Annotated in this window: 15 protein-coding genes and 1 pseudogene; 11 read left to right on the forward strand and 5 right to left on the reverse strand. The window is 63.6% G+C overall.

Annotation, left to right across the window (positions count from 1 at the left end; genetic code table 11):
- Window positions 1-6: 6 nt before the first annotated feature.
- Window positions 7-978 (reverse strand): annotated as a pseudogene (locus AC5QPF_RS06025) (cache domain-containing protein); the annotation flags it as partial.
- 171 nt (window positions 979-1149) lie between these two features.
- Here AC5QPF_RS06025 and AC5QPF_RS06030 point away from each other — a divergent pair.
- On the forward strand, window positions 1150-2625 hold the full coding sequence (locus tag AC5QPF_RS06030; protein ID WP_494962442.1) for a helicase HerA-like domain-containing protein: 1476 nt from the start codon (window positions 1150-1152) through the stop codon (window positions 2623-2625).
- A gap of 163 nt (window positions 2626-2788) precedes the next feature.
- Here the strand turns inward: AC5QPF_RS06030 and AC5QPF_RS06035 are convergent, their stop codons facing one another.
- Window positions 2789-4261, reverse strand: a complete 1473-nt coding sequence (locus AC5QPF_RS06035; protein ID WP_494962443.1) for an inorganic phosphate transporter — start codon at window positions 4259-4261, stop codon at window positions 2789-2791.
- 331 nt (window positions 4262-4592) lie between these two features.
- Window positions 4593-4793, reverse strand: a complete 201-nt coding sequence (locus tag AC5QPF_RS06040; protein ID WP_494962444.1) for a hypothetical protein — start codon at window positions 4791-4793, stop codon at window positions 4593-4595.
- Window positions 4794-5332: 539 nt separating this feature from the next.
- On the opposite strand from AC5QPF_RS06040, the gene pcaR reads away from it, so the two are divergent.
- The 9 genes from pcaR (at window position 5333) to pcaC (ending at window position 14962) form a co-directional block, all read left to right on the forward strand.
- Entirely contained in the window at window positions 5333-6208 is an 876-nt protein-coding gene (gene pcaR, locus AC5QPF_RS06045) for a pca regulon transcriptional regulator PcaR (RefSeq protein ID WP_494962445.1), read from the forward strand.
- A 305-nt stretch (window positions 6209-6513) separates the two neighbouring features.
- Window positions 6514-7860, forward strand: coding sequence for a 4-hydroxybenzoate transporter PcaK (pcaK, locus tag AC5QPF_RS06050; protein ID WP_494962446.1), 1347 nt, complete (start codon window positions 6514-6516; stop codon window positions 7858-7860).
- 229 nt (window positions 7861-8089) lie between these two features.
- Complete coding sequence (locus tag AC5QPF_RS06055; RefSeq protein ID WP_494962447.1) at window positions 8090-8950, forward strand: CoA-transferase; 861 nt, start codon at window positions 8090-8092, stop codon at window positions 8948-8950.
- Entirely contained in the window at window positions 8947-9726 is a 780-nt protein-coding gene (locus tag AC5QPF_RS06060) for a CoA-transferase (protein WP_494962448.1), read from the forward strand. Before AC5QPF_RS06055 ends, AC5QPF_RS06060 begins: the two co-directional genes overlap by 4 nt.
- Entirely contained in the window at window positions 9723-10928 is a 1206-nt protein-coding gene (gene pcaF, locus AC5QPF_RS06065) for a 3-oxoadipyl-CoA thiolase (protein ID WP_330073374.1), read from the forward strand. Before AC5QPF_RS06060 ends, pcaF begins: the two co-directional genes overlap by 4 nt.
- Before the next feature lie 122 nt (window positions 10929-11050).
- Entirely contained in the window at window positions 11051-12340 is a 1290-nt protein-coding gene (locus AC5QPF_RS06070) for an MFS family transporter (RefSeq protein ID WP_494962449.1), read from the forward strand.
- 47 nt (window positions 12341-12387) lie between these two features.
- Window positions 12388-13752: a 3-carboxy-cis,cis-muconate cycloisomerase gene (locus tag AC5QPF_RS06075; protein WP_494962450.1), complete on the forward strand. Its 1365-nt coding sequence runs from the start codon at window positions 12388-12390 to the stop codon at window positions 13750-13752.
- 12 nt (window positions 13753-13764) lie between these two features.
- Window positions 13765-14556, forward strand: a complete 792-nt coding sequence (gene pcaD / locus AC5QPF_RS06080; protein WP_494962451.1) for a 3-oxoadipate enol-lactonase — start codon at window positions 13765-13767, stop codon at window positions 14554-14556.
- A 13-nt stretch (window positions 14557-14569) separates the two neighbouring features.
- Window positions 14570-14962, forward strand: coding sequence for a 4-carboxymuconolactone decarboxylase (pcaC, locus tag AC5QPF_RS06085; RefSeq protein ID WP_494962452.1), 393 nt, complete (start codon window positions 14570-14572; stop codon window positions 14960-14962).
- Between the two features lie 114 nt (window positions 14963-15076).
- Here the strand turns inward: pcaC and AC5QPF_RS06090 are convergent, their stop codons facing one another.
- A complete protein-coding gene (locus AC5QPF_RS06090) occupies window positions 15077-15601 on the reverse strand; it encodes an Mpo1-like protein (protein ID WP_494962453.1) in 525 nt (174 codons plus the stop codon).
- 91 nt (window positions 15602-15692) lie between these two features.
- Here AC5QPF_RS06090 and AC5QPF_RS06095 point away from each other — a divergent pair, with 91 nt between their 5' ends.
- Window positions 15693-16385, forward strand: coding sequence for a cyclic nucleotide-binding domain-containing protein (locus AC5QPF_RS06095; RefSeq protein WP_494962454.1), 693 nt, complete (start codon window positions 15693-15695; stop codon window positions 16383-16385).
- Here AC5QPF_RS06095 and AC5QPF_RS06100 read toward each other — a convergent pair.
- Complete coding sequence (locus tag AC5QPF_RS06100; RefSeq protein ID WP_494962455.1) at window positions 16288-17268, reverse strand: LysR substrate-binding domain-containing protein; 981 nt, start codon at window positions 17266-17268, stop codon at window positions 16288-16290. The genes AC5QPF_RS06095 and AC5QPF_RS06100 overlap by 98 nt on opposite strands.
- Window positions 17269-17360 lie beyond the last annotated feature (92 nt).

The following is a 17360-nucleotide window of genomic DNA, read 5'->3' on the forward strand; positions in this document are numbered from 1 at the left end:
GTCGTGGTTGTGGATGTTCAGGCGGCGGGTCAGGTCGCCTTCGCCCTGGGCGATGCCTTCCATCGCGCGGATCATGGTGTGCAGTGGGCGTAGCAACACGTTGATCAGCAAGCCCAGCAAACCAATGATGAAGCCCACGGCAATGACGGTGGCGACCACCGCAGAAGTGCGGAACTTGCTCAGCATTGAGTAGGCTTTGTCTTTATCTACCGCCAGACCGATGTACCAGTTCGCCGATGGCAGGCCTTTGACCGGGGTGAAGCTGAGGATGGTCGGTTTGCCATCCATTTCCACTTCGACCGGTTTCTTGTCCAGGCGCGGCGTGTTGTTCGGGAACAACTCACTCATGGCCTTCATGGTCAGGTCCTTGTTCGGGTGCACGAGGATCTTGCCTTGGTCGTTGACCAGGAAGGCGTAGCCCATGCCGCCGAAGTTCAGCGAGTTGATGATTTCAACCAGGCCGTCCAGGGACAGGTCGCCCCCCACCACACCGACTTGCTGGGATACCGGGGTCACGATGGAAATCACCATCTTGCCGGTGCTCATGTCGATATAGGGTTCGGTCAGGATGGTCTTGCCAGCGGCCAGGCCGTCCTTGTACCAGGGGCGGACGCGCGGGTCGTAGCCGTCGGGCATTTTCATCTGTGGGCGAATGGTGAAATCACCATTGGGATGGCCCATATAAATAGTGAGGAAACTCGAAGTCAGCGCCTTCTGAGCGAGAAGGTTGCCAACGTTCTGAGGATCGGCGGCAATGTTCTGCACCGCGTTCTCCACCAGCAGGATGCGGCCGTCGAACAGGTTCTTGATATTGGTCGAGGTGGTGTCGCCCATCTCGCCGAGATAGTTTTCCAGGTTTTCCCGGATGGCATTGCGCTGCAAGTAGTCGTTGTACAAAGTGAACAGGCTGAACGCGAGCATCACGATCAGTGAGGCGGCCAACAAGATCTTGTGGCTGAAACGGAGATTTTTATTCATGGCGTGTTGGGTCCGCTAAGGTCTTGAATATCCGGGTAGTGCGCACGGAGTCGCTGATGAGAGCAAAGTGAGTCCCATGTCCTTGTCGGGGATGTCCTGCTTTTTGAGCGATCAATCACACTTTGATATCGGCTGGTTCATACAAAAGCTTTAAATGGAGGATGAAAAAACATGGTGAATTCCTCGCAATTCATTCTCGGTGCTGACCTGGATGGACAGCCGGTCTCCCAGGCCCTGCGCCTGGCCAATCGCCATGGCCTGGTGGCCGGCGCCACCGGTACCGGCAAAACAGTGACCCTGCAACATCTTGCCGAGGCATTTAGCGACGCCGGGGTGGCGGTGTTCGCCGCTGACGTCAAGGGCGACCTGTGCGGCCTGGGCGCGGTGGGCAACCCGCAGGGCAAGGTGGCCGAGCGCATCGCCGGCATGCCCTGGCTGAACCATCAGCCCCAGGCCTACCCGGTGACGCTGTGGGATATCCACGGGCTATCCGGTCATCCGTTGCGCACCACCCTGAGCGAAATGGGCCCGCTGTTGCTGGGCAACCTGCTGGAACTCAACGATAGCCAGCAGGCCGCGCTGTATGCGGCGTTCAAGGTGGCCGATCGTGAAGGTCTGTTGCTGCTGGATATCAAGGACCTCAAAGCGTTGCTCGGGCACCTCAAGGACAACCCGCAGCTACTTGGCGATGACAGCGCGCTGATGACCAGCGGCTCGACACAAGCCTTGCTGCGGCGTCTGGCGACTCTGGAACAGCAGGGCGCCGAGGCGCTGTTCGGCGAGCCGGCGCTGCAACTGCAGGACCTGCTGCAACCGGTGACCGATGGGCGCGGGCGTATCCACCTGCTGGACGCCAGCCGACTGATCCATGAGTCGCCGAAGGTCTATGCCACCTTCCTTCTATGGCTGCTGGCCGAGCTGTTCGAGCAGTTGCCGGAGCGTGGCGATGCCGACAAACCGCTGCTGGCGCTGTTCTTCGACGAGGCGCACCTGCTGTTCAACGGGACGCCCAAGGCTTTGCAGGATCGCCTGGAGCAGGTGGTACGGCTGATTCGTTCGAAGGGCGTCGGGGTGTATTTCGTCACGCAATCGCCGGGGGACCTGCCGGATGATGTCCTGGCCCAGCTTGGGTTACGCATCCAGCACGGGCTTCGGGCGTTCACCGCCAAGGAGCAGAAGTCCCTGCGGGCAGTGGCCGATGGCTTCCGTCCCAACCCGGCGTTCGACACCCTGGCGGTGCTGACCGAACTGGGGATCGGCGAGGCGCTGGTGGGTACCTTGCAAGACAAGGGCACGCCGGGGATGGTCGAGCGGGTGCTGATCGCGCCACCGCAGTCGCGGATCGGGCCGTTGAGTGATGCCGAGCGGGCGGCGTTGGTGGCGGCGTCGCCATTGGCCGGGCGCTATGACAAGCCGATCGACCGCGAGTCGGCGTATGAAATGCTGACTGCGCGCAAAGGCGAGGTGGCCGAGGCGCCGGTTGCAGCGCAGAAGGATGAGGGGAGCCTGGCGGACAAGGCCGGGGAGTTCCTGCAGAGCGCGGCGGGGCAGGCGATCAAGTCGGCGGTGCGGCAGGCGGCCAACCAGTTGGGACGGCAACTGGTGCGGGGGTTGATGGGGTCGTTGCTGGGGGGCAAGCGTAAATGATGGGGTGTCAGTGATGGCCTATCGCGGGCAACGCCCGCTCCCACAGGGATCGCGTGCACCGCAGAATCTGGTGGGAGCGGGCGTTGCCCGCGATGAGGCCCGAAAGACCACCACTCCAGAAACAGAAAGGCGCCCGAAGGCGCCTTTCTCATTACTGCATCACTCAGTTGACGAACCGCGTGGAAATCCAGAACAGCCCTGCCGCCAGGCCCATTGACGCCGGCAGGGTCAGCACCCAGGCCAGCAGGATGGTGCGTACGGTGCCGCCTTGCAGGCCGCTCTTGTTCGCGACCATGGTGCCCGCCACGCCGGACGACAGCACGTGAGTGGTGGAGACCGGCAGGCTGAAGATGTTGGCCATACCGATGGCGCACGCCGCGGTGATCTGGGCCGACATGCCCTGGGCATAGGTCATGCCCTGCTTGCCGATCTTCTCGCCGATGGTCAGCACCACGCGTTTCCAGCCGACCATGGTCCCCAGGCCAAGGGCCAGGGCGACAGCGAGGATGACCCAGAACGGCGCGTACTCGGTGGTCGCGGTCAGGTCCTTGCGCAGCTTGTCGAGGTCGGCCTTTTCGCGGGCCTGCAGGCCAGGCAGTTTGCCGACCTTCTTCGCGGTGTCATCCAGGCAGAGGAGGTAGCGGCGCACTTCGACACGGGTTTCCGGACTCAGCGAGCGGTAGTCGGTGACACCGGCCAGCGACTGCTGCAGTGCGGCGATGGTCGGCTCGGTCTGCTCCGGCTTGCAACTGAATTGCTCCGGCAGGTCACCTTTGGCCGCCTTGCCCAAGGCCAGGAACTCACCCAGGGTCTCGTGGTTGCGCTGGTAGAACTGGCTCAGGTGCAGGGTTGCGTCGCGGGTCCGCTCGATCTGGTAGGTGGTGCTGTTCAGGTCGAGGACGAACTGCTGCGGCACGATACCGATCAGCACCAGCATGATCAGGCCGATGCCTTTCTGGCCATCGTTGGAGCCGTGCACGAAGCTCACGCCCATGGCCGACATGATCAGCACCAGGCGGTTCCAGAAGGGCGGGTGCTTTTTGTCGTCGAGCATGCGGCGCTGTTCAGGCGTCTTGTGCATCTTCGACAGCGGGCGCCACCATTTCAGGGCGAGCAGCACCAGCGCAGCCACCAGGAAGCCGGCCATCGGCGACAGTACCAGGGACATGCCGATATCGATCGCTTTCTGCCAGTTGACCCCGTCACCCAAGGGAATGTCGTTGATCAGTGCGTTGGCCAGGCCGACACCGAGGATCGAGCCGATCAGGGTGTGCGAACTGGATGCCGGGATACCGAAGTACCAGGTGCCGAGGTTCCAGGCGATGGCCGCGGCCAGCAGCGAGAAGACCATGGCCAGGCCGTGCCCGGTGTTGACGTTGATCAGCAGTTCCACCGGCAGCAGGTGGACGATGGCGTAGGCGACTCCGACGCCGCCGAGCAGCACACCGAGGAAGTTGAAGACACCAGACGCGAAAACCGCCAGTTGTGGCGGCATGGCTTTGGTGTAGATGACTGTCGCGACCGCGTTTGCGGTGTCATGAAAGCCATTGATGAACTCGAAGGCGAGTACGAAGGTCAAGGCGAGGATGAGACTCACCAGTACCCACGCATCAAGTCCGCTGAATAATTCGATCATGAAGGTTTTCTGGCCCGGTCATAAGGGGGCGCGATTATGCCAGAAATCCCCCGTAATCAATGCACTGGCTGCTGACCAGTGGAGGGCTCGAAAACCCGGCTCGCTCACCTGTAAGGATGAGAGGTTGTGAGAAATATGCGGCTAAAAATCACGATTTTGTGGATTTATGAAGACAAAATCATGAATAGTTGATGTCGGAAAAATTTCAAACAGTCGTATTAAATTTGTGAAAATACGTTTCGACTTCATCTTCGCGCCGTAAAGAAGGACCGGGTACCCGCGTGCACAGGTACCCTGGCGATCCTGAAGGCGGTCAGCAGGGGAGCCGCCGTCACGGCTCCTCGACCTTGAGGTCCTTTTCCATCTTGCGTATTTCGTCTGCGAAGACCTGGTCCATCACCGTGGCTCGTTTGCGCCAGGGTTTGCGTTCCGGGTCGGGTTGGGCGGCATAGGTGGTGACTTCACCGCCGTAGACTTCCTTGTAGCGTTGTTCCTGGCGCTCAAGTTCCGCGCGCAGTTCGTCTTTCGTCACAGGGCTACCTGTCGATCAAAGTTACGCTGGCGTTTCGCGAAGGCGTTGTTGCGTGAGTTGCATAACGCGCACGCGGCTACAGTGGCCAGAGTATTAACGGCTGTTGCAGCAACAGACTTTGGGTTGTGCATGGACGCGGGTTGCGTCTGACACTGGGATCCGGGCACTTGCTAACAAAGATCCATCATGATGAGGCCCTGGCGGGCGACATCAGGTTTTGATTATAGCAAGTGATATCAACAAGGATACGCCCAATCAAGCATTGTGAAAAATTGGACATTAAATGTGGGGACTTTGTTTCCCTCTTTCTTCACCGCGAATATATCCGGGCAACTCCACCGGTTGTTATCGCGTGTAAAGAAAAACGGCCTCGCTGTGGGCGAGGCCGTACCCGGGACTTCACGGTGGGTACCTGACCAGTCTCTCCAAGAAGCCACAAGGGCGGAGGAAAGGTATAAGCAATCGTGGTCATTGGTCAATTGCGATTATCGGTCGATGGTTCGATAATCGCACCTGTGAGTGTGTGACTGAGGTGAGTCATGAGTGAAGAAACAACCCCCAAGGGATCAGGATTGAACGACAACGTGCGCAGTTCGTTTGCGTCGTTGGCGCCGCCCATCGTCGCGTCGCCGGCCAAGCGCATCCAGGCGTTCACCGGCGATCCGGACTTCATGACCTCTCTGGCCCGCGGGCTGGCGGTGGTGCAGGCATTTCAGGAGCGCAAGCGGCACCTGACCATCGCGCAGATCAGCCACCGCACCGAGATTCCCCGGGCGGCCGTGCGCCGTTGCCTGCATACCTTGATCAAGCTGGGCTACGCCACCACCGACGGGCGTACCTACTCGCTGCTGCCCAAGGTGCTGACCCTGGGGCATGCCTACCTGTCCTCGACACCGCTGGCGGTTTCTGCCCAGCCGTACCTGGACCGCATGAGCGACCAGCTTCACGAGGCCTGCAACATGGCCACCCTGGAGGGTGACGACATCCTCTATATAGCCCGCTCGGCCACGGTCCAGCGGTTGATCTCGGTCGACCTGTCGGTGGGTGGGCGATTACCGGCCTACTGCACGTCCATGGGGCGCATCCTCCTCGCCGCGCTGGACGACGCCACCCTGCACGAATACCTGGAACATGCCGATCTGCAGGCCAAGACCAGCCGCACCATCCACGACCCGCAGGCGCTGTTGGAATGCCTGCAACTGGTGCGTCAGCAAGGCTGGTGCATCGTCGACCAGGAGCTGGAGCAGGGCCTGCGTTCCATTGCCGTGCCGGTGTACGACGCCTCGGGCCAGGTGCTGGCCGCGCTCAATGTCAGCACCCACGCCGGTCGTGTCAGCCGCAGCGAACTGGAACAACGCTTCCTGCCTATCATGCTCGCCGCCAGTCGTGATCTGAGCACCCAGTTGTTCGCCTGATCGCGCAATCCTGTTCGATAAACGCACACAGATGCGTTTATCGAATTGCGCCGCCGTTGCGGCCTTATTAATGTCGCTCGCAACGGTCGGCCTGCCCCGTCCGTCAATAATAATGAGCGAGAGGCAAAGTCCCATGATCCGCACGTCCTTCCCCCGTCGTCCGTCCCCGCACCGACGACGCAATAGCTAAATCCCCCTTTTAAGCTTTACTGATCGACTTTGCCCTGACGCACGCGCGTCCGCTCGCGTCTGCGCATCTCTTTTTCGCGCTTCCCGCGCCGCGCGCTTCTTTTTGGATAACAATAATGAACAGTCCGCACGCTGCTATCGGAACACCCTTGGATGTCCAGTCGTTCATCAACGCCCAGCCTTTGTCGCGTTATCAATGGCGGGTGGTGATCCTGTGTTTTCTCATTGTTTTTCTCGACGGCCTGGATACCGCGGCCATGGGCTTCATCGCCCCGGCGCTGTCTCAGGACTGGGGCATCGACCGCGCCAGCCTCGGCCCGGTGATGAGTGCCGCGCTGATCGGCATGGTCTTCGGTGCTCTGGGTTCCGGTCCGCTGGCTGATCGTTTCGGGCGTAAGGTGGTGCTGGTCGGGGCGGTGGTGCTGTTCGGTGCCTTCAGCCTGGCCTCGGCCTACAGCACCAACGTCGACCAGTTGCTGGTGCTGCGCTTCCTCACCGGCCTGGGCCTCGGCGCCGGCATGCCGAATGCGACCACGCTGCTGTCCGAATACACTCCCGAGCGTCTGAAGTCGTTGCTGGTGACCAGCATGTTCTGCGGCTTCAACCTGGGCATGGCCGGTGGTGGTTTCATTTCCGCCAAGCTGATCCCGGCCTATGGCTGGCACAGCCTGCTGCTGATAGGTGGTCTGCTGCCGCTGCTGCTGGCAGTAGTGCTGGTGTTCTGGCTGCCGGAGTCGGCGCGTTTCCTGGTGGTGCGCAACCGCGGGGTCGAGAAGATTCGCAAGACACTCGCACCGATCGAGCCCGCCACGGTGGCTCAGGCCAGCAGCTTCAGCGTGCCCGAGCAGAAGATCGTCAAGAGCCGCAACGTGCTGGCGGTGATCTTCTCCGGCACCTACAGCGTCGGCACCTTGTTGCTGTGGCTGACGTACTTCATGGGCCTGGTGATCGTCTACCTGCTGACCAGCTGGCTGCCGACCCTGATGCGTGACAGTGGCGCGAGCATGGAGCAGGCGGCATTCATCGGCGCGCTGTTCCAGTTCGGTGGCGTGCTCAGTGCGGTGGCGGTGGGTTGGGCCATGGACCGCTTCAACCCGCACAAGGTCATCGGCACCTTCTACCTGCTGGCCGGGGTGTTCGCCTACGCGGTAGGGCAGAGCCTGGGCAACATCACTCTGCTGGCGACCCTGGTGCTGGTCGCCGGGATGTGCGTGAACGGTGCGCAGTCGGCGATGCCTTCGCTGGCGGCGCGTTTCTACCCGACCCAAGGGCGGGCGACCGGGGTGTCGTGGATGCTCGGGATTGGTCGCTTTGGCGCGATTCTCGGGGCATGGATGGGGGCGACCCTGCTGGGCCTGGGCTGGAACTTCGAGCAAGTGCTGACGGCACTGGTGATTCCGGCGGGGCTGGCCACCGTGGCGGTGGTGGTCAAGGGCATGGTCAGCCATGCCGATGCGACCTGATTTGAAATACGTAATTCATTGACGCAGCTGGACCTGTGGGAGCGGGTGAACCCGCTCCCACAGGGTCCGCGCCATCCCCAGAATTAGGTTAACAATTCGTTCGATAATCGAACGTTATGCCGATTATCGGATTGAACAGCCCTCATCCCGGTCGTAATCTGGATCGCATACCGGTGCCATTCCAGGCACCCCGAACCGACCCCCGACTCAGCACATCCAGGAGTCTTCCATGGCTGAAATCCTCTCGCTCCACGACGCCGTGAAGCAGTTCGTCCACGACGGTGACAGCGTTGCCCTCGAAGGCTTCACCCACCTGATCCCGACCGCCGCCGGCCATGAAATCATCCGCCAGGGCAAGAAAGACCTGACCTTGGTGCGCATGACCCCCGACCTGATCTACGACCAGTTGATCGGTGCCGGCTGCGCGAAGAAGCTGATCTTCTCCTGGGGCGGCAACCCGGGTGTCGGTTCTCTGCATCGCCTGCGTGATGCCGTGGAAAAACAGTGGCCACACGCGATGGAAATCGAGGAACACAGCCACGCCGACCTGGCCAACGCCTATGTCGCCGGTGCCTCCGGCCTGCCGTTCGCCGTCCTGCGTGCCTACGCCGGCTCCGACCTGCCCAAGGTCAACCCGCTGATCAAGAGCGTCACCTGCCCGTTCACTGGCGAAGTCCTCGCCGCCGTGCCTTCGGTCCGCCCGGACGTCACCGTGATCCACGCGCAGAAAGCCGACCGCAAGGGCAACGTGCTGCTCTGGGGCATCCTCGGCGTGCAGAAGGAAGCGGCCCTGGCGGCCAAGCGCTGCATCGTCACCGTCGAAGAAATCGTCGACGACCTCAACGCCCCGATGAACGCCTGCGTCCTGCCGACCTGGGCGCTGTCCGCGGTGTGCCTGGTGCCGGGCGGTTCCCATCCGTCCTACGCCCACGGCTACTCCGAGCGTGACAACCGCTTCTACCAGGCTTGGGACCCGATTGCCCGCAGCCGCGAAACCTTCACCGCCTGGATCGACGAATACATCCGTGGCACCGCCGACTTCAACGCCTTCAAGGCAAAACTGGCCAGCACCGCGGAGGTTGCACAATGAGCTACTCCACCAATGAAATGATGACCGTCGCCGCCGCCCGCCGCCTGCAGAACGGTGCTGTGTGCTTCGTCGGCATCGGCCTGCCGTCCAAGGCCGCCAACCTGGCCCGCCTGACGTCCTCGCCAGACGTGGTGCTGATCTACGAATCCGGTCCGATCGGCGCCAAGCCGAGCGTGCTGCCGCTGTCCATCGGTGACGGCGAGCTGGCCGAGACCGCCGATACCGTGGTCCCCACCGGTGAGATCTTCCGCTACTGGCTGCAGGGCGGTCGCATCGACGTCGGCTTCCTCGGCGCCGCCCAGGTCGACCGCTTTGGCAACATCAACACCACCGTGGTCGGCGACTACCATGCGCCGAAAGTACGCCTGCCGGGTGCCGGTGGCGCGCCGGAGATCGCCGGTTCCGCGAAGAAGGTGCTGATCATCCTCAAGCAGTCCAACCGTGCCTTCGTCGACAAGCTCGACTTCATCACCTCGGTCGGCCACGGCGAAGGCGGCGACTCGCGCAAACGCCTGGGCCTGCCCGGCGAAGGCCCGGTCGGCATCATCACCGACCTGTGCATCATGGAGCCGGAAGCCGGCACCAACGAATTCGTGGTCACCGCGATCCACCCGGGTGTGACCCGCGAGCAGATCGTCGCCGCCACCGGCTGGGCGATCCGCTTCGCTGACAAGGTCGAGACCACCGCCGAACCGACCGAAACCGAGCTCAGCGCCCTGCGCGACCTCGAAGCCCGTACCGCCATCGCCCACGGCCAGGCCCCAGGAGAAGCGTGATGCGTGACGTATTCATCTGCGACGCCATTCGTACCCCCATCGGCCGCTTCGGCGGTGGCCTCGCCGCCGTCCGTGCCGACGACCTGGCCGCGGTGCCGCTGAAGGCGCTGATCGAACGCAACCCGAGCGTGCAATGGGACCAGATTGACGAAGTCTTCCTCGGCTGCGCCAACCAGGCCGGTGAAGACAACCGCAACGTGGCGCGCATGGCCCTGCTGCTGGCGGGCCTGCCAGAGAGTGTGCCGGGCGTGACCCTCAACCGCCTGTGCGCCTCGGGCATGGATGCGGTGGGCACGGCCTTCCGCGCCATTGCCAGTGGCGAGATGGAGCTGGCGATTGCCGGCGGCGTCGAGTCGATGTCCCGCGCCCCGTTCGTTATGGGCAAGGCCGATAGCGCCTACTCGCGCAACATGAAGCTGGAGGACACCACCATCGGCTGGCGCTTCATCAACCCGCTGATGAAGGCCCAGTATGGCGTCGATGCCATGCCGCAGACCGCTGACAATGTCGCCGACGACTACAACGTCTCCCGCGCCGACCAGGACGCCTTCGCCCTGCGCAGCCAGCAGCGTACCGCTGCAGCCCAGGCCGCCGGTTTCTTTGCCGAAGAGATCGTGCCGGTGCGCATCGCCCACAAGAAGGGCGAGACCGTGGTCGAGCAGGACGAGCATCCGCGTGCTGACACCACTCTGGAAGCGCTGACCAGGCTCAAGCCGGTCAACGGCCCGGACAAGACCGTCACCGCCGGCAACGCCTCGGGCGTCAACGACGGCGCGGCGGCGATGATCCTTGCCTCCGCCGAAGCGGTGAAGAAACACGGCCTGACCCCGCGCGCCCGCGTGCTGGGCATGGCCAGCGCCGGTGTGGCGCCACGGGTGATGGGCATCGGCCCGGTACCGGCAGTGCTCAAGCTCACCGAACGCCTGGGTCTGGCGGTCAGCGATTTCGATGTCATCGAACTCAACGAAGCCTTCGCCAGCCAGGGTCTGGCCGTGCTGCGCGGTCTTGGCCTGGCCGACGACGCGCCGCAGGTCAACCCGAATGGCGGCGCCATCGCCTTGGGCCATCCGCTGGGCATGAGCGGTGCCCGACTGATCCTCACCGCCCTGCACCAGCTGGAGAAATCCGGCGGCCGCAAGGGCCTGGCGACCATGTGCGTCGGCGTCGGCCAGGGCTTGGCCCTGGCTATCGAGCGCGTGTAAAACCAATGACCCCGGATGGGCGGCCTCCACGCAAGGCCGACCGTCCGGGGTGATTGTCATGTGGAACGAGGGTGTTACCAAGTGTGTCTAGACTCACTGATACCCTCCAGGAGTTTTCAGCCATGACCTCAAGCTATTACACCGGCGAAGAACGCAGCAAACGCATCTTCGCCATCGTCGGCGCGTCCTCGGGCAATCTCGTCGAATGGTTCGACTTCTACGTCTATGCCTTCTGCGCGATCTATTTCGCTCCCGCGTTCTTCCCCTCCGACGACCCTACGGTGCAATTGCTCAATACCGCCGGTGTGTTCGCTGCGGGCTTCCTTATGCGCCCGATCGGTGGCTGGCTGTTCGGCCGTATCGCCGACCGTCATGGCCGCAAGAATTCGATGATGATCTCGGTGCTGATGATGTGCGCAGGCTCGCTGGTGATCGCCTGCCTGCCGACCTACGCCAGCATCGGCGTGATGGCCCCGGCACTGCTGCTGGTGGCACGGCTGTTCCAGGGCCTGTCGGTGGGCGGTGAGTACGGCACCACCGCGACCTACATGAGCGAAGTGGCCCTGCGCGGACAACGCGGCTTCTTCGCCTCGTTCCAGTACGTGACGCTGATCGGCGGCCAGTTGCTGGCGGTGCTGGTGGTGGTGATCCTTCAGCAATTGCTCACGGAAGACGAACTGCGTGCCTACGGCTGGCGCATCCCCTTCGTGATCGGTGCAATCGCGGCGGTGATCTCGCTCCTGCTGCGCCGCTCGCTGGAAGAAACCAGCAGCGCCGAGACCCGCAACGACAAGGAAGCCGGCAGCATCGCCGGGCTGTTCCGCAACCACACCGCGGCCTTCATCACTGTGCTCGGCTACACCGCCGGCGGCTCGCTGATCTTCTATACCTTCACCACCTACATGCAGAAGTACTTGGTGAACACCGCCGGGATGAGTGCCAAGACCGCCAGCTTCATCATGACCGGCGCGCTGTTCCTGTACATGTGCATGCAGCCGCTGTTCGGCATGCTCTCCGACCGCATCGGCCGGCGTAACTCGATGCTACTGTTCGGCGCCCTGGGCACGATCTTCACGGTGCCGATCCTCATGGCGCTGAAGACGGTGACCAGTCCGTTCCTGGCGTTCGTGCTGATTACCCTGGCCCTGTGCATCGTCAGCTTCTACACCTCCATCAGTGGCCTGGTGAAAGCCGAGATGTTCCCGCCACAAGTGCGCGCGCTGGGCGTCGGCCTGGCCTATGCGGTGGCTAACGCGGTCTTTGGCGGCTCGGCGGAATTCGTCGCCCTGAGCCTGAAGGCCGCGCACATCGAGAACGCGTTTTACTGGTACGTTACCGCGATGATGGCAATTGCCTTCCTGTTCAGTCTGCGCTTGCCGAAACAGGCCGCCTACCTGCACCACGACCATTGACCTGCCGGCGCGCCCATGACGGGCGCGCCTCGTTCCAAGGACCTGCCATGACGCCACGACCGGGCAACCAGTTGTTCGACGCCTATTTCACTGCGCCTGCCATGCGCGAGATCTTTTCCGACCGTGGCCGCATCCAGGGCATGCTCGATTTCGAAGCCGCGCTGGCCCGCGCCGAAGCCTCGGTCGGGGTGATCCCGGCGGTGGTGGTGGCGCCGATCGAGATGGCCTGCCAGGCCGAACGCTACGACTTCGCTGCCCTGGCCGAAGCCATCGGCATCGCCGGCAACTCGGCAATTCCGCTGGTCAAGGCGCTGGGCAAGGTGATTGCCAGCGGCGTGGCCGAGGCCGAGCGCTATGTGCATCTGGGAGCCACCAGCCAGGATGCGATGGATACCGGGCTGGTCCTGCAACTGCGCGATGCGCTGGCACTGATCGACGAGGAACTGGCACAGCTCACCGAGGTGCTGGCCAGGCAAGCGACGACCTATGCCGATACGCCGCTGGCCGGACGTACCTGGCTACAGCATGCGACGCCAGTGACTCTGGGCATGAAGATCGCTGGCTGGCTCGGCGCCCTGGAGCGCAGCCGCGAACGCCTGCGCGAACTCAAGCCGCGCCTGCTGACCCTGCAGTTCGGCGGCGCGTCCGGCACCCTGGCGGCGCTGGGCGACAAGGCCCTGCCGGTGGCCCAGGCGCTGGCCGAGCAGCTGAAGTTGAGCTTGCCGGAACAGCCCTGGCACACCCAGCGTGACCGACTGGTGGAATTTGCCTCGGTGCTCGGTCTGGTGGCCGGCAGCCTGGGCAAGCTGGGCCGTGATGTCAGCCTGCTGATGCAGACCGAAGCCGGCGAAGTCTTCGAACCGTCGGCACCGGGCAAGGGCGGTTCCTCGACCATGCCGCACAAGCGCAACCCGGTGGGCGCGGCGGTGCTGATCGGTGCGGCGACCCGTGTGCCGGGCCTGATCGCCACCCTGTATGCCGCCATGCCCCAGGAGCACGAGCGCAGCCTTGGCCTGTGGCATGCCGAATGGGAAACCCTGCCGGAGATCTGCTGCCTGGTCTCCGGCGCGCTGCGCCAGGCGCGGATCATCGCCGAGGGCCTGGAAGTGGATGCCGAGCGCATGCGCCGCAACCTCGACCTGACCCAGGGCCTGGTGCTGGCCGAGGCGGTCAGCATCGTCCTTGCCCAGCGCCTCGGTCGCGATGCCGCGCACCATCTGCTGGAAACCTGCTGCAAACGTGCGGTCGCCGAACAACGTCACCTGCGCGCCGTGCTCGGCGACGATCCGCAGGTGAGCGCCGAACTCTCGGCGCAGGAGCTCGATCGCCTGCTCGACCCGGCTCACTATCTCGGACAGGCCAAGGCCTGGGTCGAGCGCGCGGTGGCCGAACACAACCGGATCAAAGCCTGAAGGAGGGCTGCTGTGGGAAGCGTACAACTCGCCGATGGCGTACTGAATTACCAGCTCGATGGACCTGAAGACGCACCGGTGCTGGTGCTGTCCAACTCGCTGGGCACCGACCTGCACATGTGGGACACCCAGGTGCCGGCGTTCGCCGCGCATTTCCGCGTGCTGCGCTACGACACCCGGGGTCATGGCCAGTCGCTGGTGACCGAGGGGCCGTACAGCATCGAGCAACTGGGCCGCGACGTGCTGTCGCTGCTGGATGCCTTGCAGATCGACAAGGCGCATTTCTGCGGCCTGTCCATGGGCGGCCTGATCGGCCAGTGGCTGGGGATCAATGCGCCCGGGCGACTGAATCGCCTGATCGTGTGCAACACGGCGGCGAAGATCGCCTCGCCGGAGGTGTGGAACCCGCGCATCGAAACCGTGCTGCGTGATCGTGAAGCGGCCATGGTCGGCCTGCGCGATGCCTCGATTGCCCGCTGGTTTACCCCGGCCTATTCCGAATCCAATCCCGCATCGGCCAAGCGCATCACCGACATGCTCGCCGCCACCTCGCCGGACGGCTACGCGGCCAACTGCGCCGCCGTGCGCGATGCCGACTTCCGCGATCAACTGGGTGAAATCAAGGCGCCGCTGCTGGTGATTTCCGGCAGTGCCGATGCGGTCACGCCGCCGTCGGGCGGGCTGTTCATCCAGGAGCATGTGGCCGGCGCCGAGTACGCCGAGTTCCAGGCTGCGCACCTGTCCAACGTCGAAGTGGGCGAGCCGTTCAGCCGCCGCGTTATCGATTTCCTGCTGGCCCGCTGAGGAGCTGATTTCCGTGGATGAAAAACAACGTTACGACGCTGGCATGCAGGTGCGTCGCGCGGTGCTGGGCGATGCCCATGTCGACCGCAGCCTGACCAACCTGACCGAGTTCAACGGCGAGTTCCAGGAAATGATCACCCGGCATGCCTGGGGCGATATCTGGACCCGTCCGGGGTTGCCGCGGCACACCCGCAGCCTGATCACCATCGCCATGCTGATCGGCATGAACCGCAATGAAGAGCTGAAGCTGCACCTGCGGGCTGCGGCCAACAATGGCGTGACTCGGGAGGAGATCAAGGAAGTGCTGATGCAGAGCGCGATCTACTGCGGGATCCCGGCAGCCAATGCCACCTTCCACCTGGCGGAGTCGGTGTGGGATGAGCTGGGCGTAGAGTCCCGCGCCTGATCTTGAGGGCCTCATCGCGGGCAACGCCCGCTCCCACAAGGACCGCGGGCGCCGCAGAACCTTGTGGGAGCGGGCGTTGCCCGCGATGAGGCCCTCAAGCCAGACCCCAATGTCTCAGACGGCGGCTTTCTTCTGCCGAACCATCACCGGCCCTGCATTGCGTTCCACCGCCGCCTTCAGCTCCGGCCGCAGCCCGAGCATGAACGCCATCTCCGCCACCACGAACAACGGCCCGACGATCAACCCGCTGACATCGTCGACGAACGCCGGTTTGCGCCCCTCGTAGTAATGCCCGACGAACTGGATCACCCAGCCCACCACGAACAGCCCCAGTCCGGCACTCAGCCAGACCATGGTCGGCTGCACCGCCAACGCTGCTCCGGCCCACAGGCAGGCACCCAGCAGCGCCGACATGATCACGCCAAGGCGCAGATCAAGGCGGAAATAGAACCACGCCGACAGCAGCGCCACGACGAACGCCGGTGACAGCCACAGCCCGCCAACCGACGTGCCCGGCCGCGACAACAACACGGTCACGGCCACCACGATCATCGGGATCCCCACGAAGTGCGTGGCGATGTTGCGCGGATCACGGTGGTAGCTGGCATATTGACTCAAATGTTCCACGAGGTTTTTCATTGTTATTCCTCCGGTTGGGATGACCCAGCATGCCCCGCCGATCACCCCACGTCTGTCGCCTGCCCGACAGTCTCTGTTTCGAGGTCCATGGATGAACGAGTCGTACGCCTGGCGTGAGCAGCTGTTGCACGGTCACTGGTTTCGGCAGCTGTCGCCAGCCTTGCAGGACAGCCTCCTCGACGCGGCACGCCTGCGCGGGCTGGCCACCGGCACTTGCTTGTTCCAGCGTGGCGATGCGCCGTGCGGGTTGTATGCGGTGCTTTCGGGGGCGATCCGTATCGGTGCCGTGAGCGCGGAAGGCAAGGAGGCGCTGCTGACGCTGGTGGAGCCGCCGCACTGGTTCGGCGAGATCTGCCTGTTCGATGGCCAGCCACGCACCCATGATGCCTTCGCCGAGGGGGCTACCACCTTGCTCTGGGTTCCCCAGTCGGTCCTGCTGGCCCTGCTCGACGCACAGCCGGCGTATTGGCGCGAGTTCGCCCTGTTGATGAGCCACAAGCTGCGTCTGGCCTTCGTCGCCCTGGAGCAGCAGAGCCTCAAGGGCGCCGCGCCAAGGCTGGCGTTCCGCCTGTTGCAGATGGCTGACGGCTACGGCGAGGTGGACGGGGCGCGGCGAGTGCTGCAATTGTCTCAGGAGCAGCTCGCGCTAATGCTGTCGCTGTCGAGGCAGACCACTAACCAGATCCTCAAGGCGCTGCAGCAGGAAGGGGCGTTGCGCCTGAGCTATGGCGAGATCGAGATTCTCGATGTGGCGCGGCTTGAGGCGCTGGCAAGTCGAGGCTGACCAGGGTCTCGATCATCGCCCGCGCCGCTGGCGACAGGCGATAGCCGGCCCGACTGACGATTCCGCAGCGGGCGCTGAAGCTGTCGAGGTTGGGCGGCAGGTTGCGCCAGTGCAGTTGCACCAGCTCGCCGCGGGCCAGTTGTTCGGCATGGGCTTCCTCGCTGCCGATGCCGATGGCGTCGCTGTCCAGCACCACCTTCACCAGGGTTGGCAGGTGTTCGGTCTGCACGTGCGGCGAGAAGTCGGTCTTGCCACTGAGATTGGCCAGCAGCTTTCGCACTCCCGGGGGAATCAGCGAGGTGGCCAGGGGGTAGTTGAACAGGTCGTTGGTCGACAGGCTGTCCTTGGCCAATAGCGGGTGGCCGGGGCGGCAGAAAAAAAGGCCGCGGCGCGGGACGAGGGCGCGGGTGTGGAAGTTCGGGTCGGCTTCGAAATGACGGATATCGGCAACGAAGAATTCGATTTCCTCGCGGTTCAGTGCGCGGCTGAGGCTTTCCCAGTCATTCACCTGGAAGCGCGTGCGCACGCCCGGGTGGGTCTTGACGAAGTGGGCCAGCGCCTGGGGCACCAGGTGCGCCGCCGGCACCGGGCCGCTGCCGAAGTGCAGTTCGCCGGCGTCGAGCTTGGTCATCTGCAGTACTTCACTGCTCAGTTGCGCTGCGCCTTGGACCAGGCGCAGGGCGTGTTGCAGCACCACCTGGCCCTCGGGAGTGGGGCGCAGATCCTTGTTGCCACGGTCCACCAGCACGCAGCCGAATTCCTGCTCCAGGCCCTGGATGCTGCGGCTGAAGGCAGGTTGGGTGATGCCCATGGCCTCGGCGGCGCGGACGAAGCTGCGGTGATCGTTGAGCGCGATGAAATAGCGCAGTTGGCGGAGGTCCATGAGGTACCGGTCTAGGTTAGGGTGCCGCTCTGCGGTCCCAAGGGGAAAACCGGTGTTTTAACGGCAGGCGCTTATTTCGTCAAAGAATCGAT

It is taken from the genome of Pseudomonas sp. Con_6 (assembly GCF_059379395.1).

Bases quoted from the DNA above. Each gene is read 5' to 3' on its own strand.
- AC5QPF_RS06030 (WP_494962442.1), top strand. From the start codon at position 1,150: ATGGTGAATTCCTCGCAATTCATTCTCGGTGCTGACCTGGATGGACAG.
- AC5QPF_RS06035 (WP_494962443.1), bottom strand. From the start codon at position 4,261: ATGATCGAATTATTCAGCGGACTTGATGCGTGGGTACTGGTGAGTCTC.
- pcaR (WP_494962445.1), top strand. From the start codon at position 5,333: ATGAGTGAAGAAACAACCCCCAAGGGATCAGGATTGAACGACAACGTG.
- pcaK (WP_494962446.1), top strand. From the start codon at position 6,514: ATGAACAGTCCGCACGCTGCTATCGGAACACCCTTGGATGTCCAGTCG.
- AC5QPF_RS06055 (WP_494962447.1), top strand. From the start codon at position 8,090: ATGGCTGAAATCCTCTCGCTCCACGACGCCGTGAAGCAGTTCGTCCAC.
- AC5QPF_RS06060 (WP_494962448.1), top strand. From the start codon at position 8,947: ATGAGCTACTCCACCAATGAAATGATGACCGTCGCCGCCGCCCGCCGC.
- AC5QPF_RS06070 (WP_494962449.1), top strand. From the start codon at position 11,051: ATGACCTCAAGCTATTACACCGGCGAAGAACGCAGCAAACGCATCTTC.
- AC5QPF_RS06075 (WP_494962450.1), top strand. From the start codon at position 12,388: ATGACGCCACGACCGGGCAACCAGTTGTTCGACGCCTATTTCACTGCG.
- AC5QPF_RS06090 (WP_494962453.1), bottom strand. From the start codon at position 15,601: ATGAAAAACCTCGTGGAACATTTGAGTCAATATGCCAGCTACCACCGT.
- AC5QPF_RS06095 (WP_494962454.1), top strand. From the start codon at position 15,693: ATGAACGAGTCGTACGCCTGGCGTGAGCAGCTGTTGCACGGTCACTGG.
- AC5QPF_RS06100 (WP_494962455.1), bottom strand. From the start codon at position 17,268: ATGGACCTCCGCCAACTGCGCTATTTCATCGCGCTCAACGATCACCGC.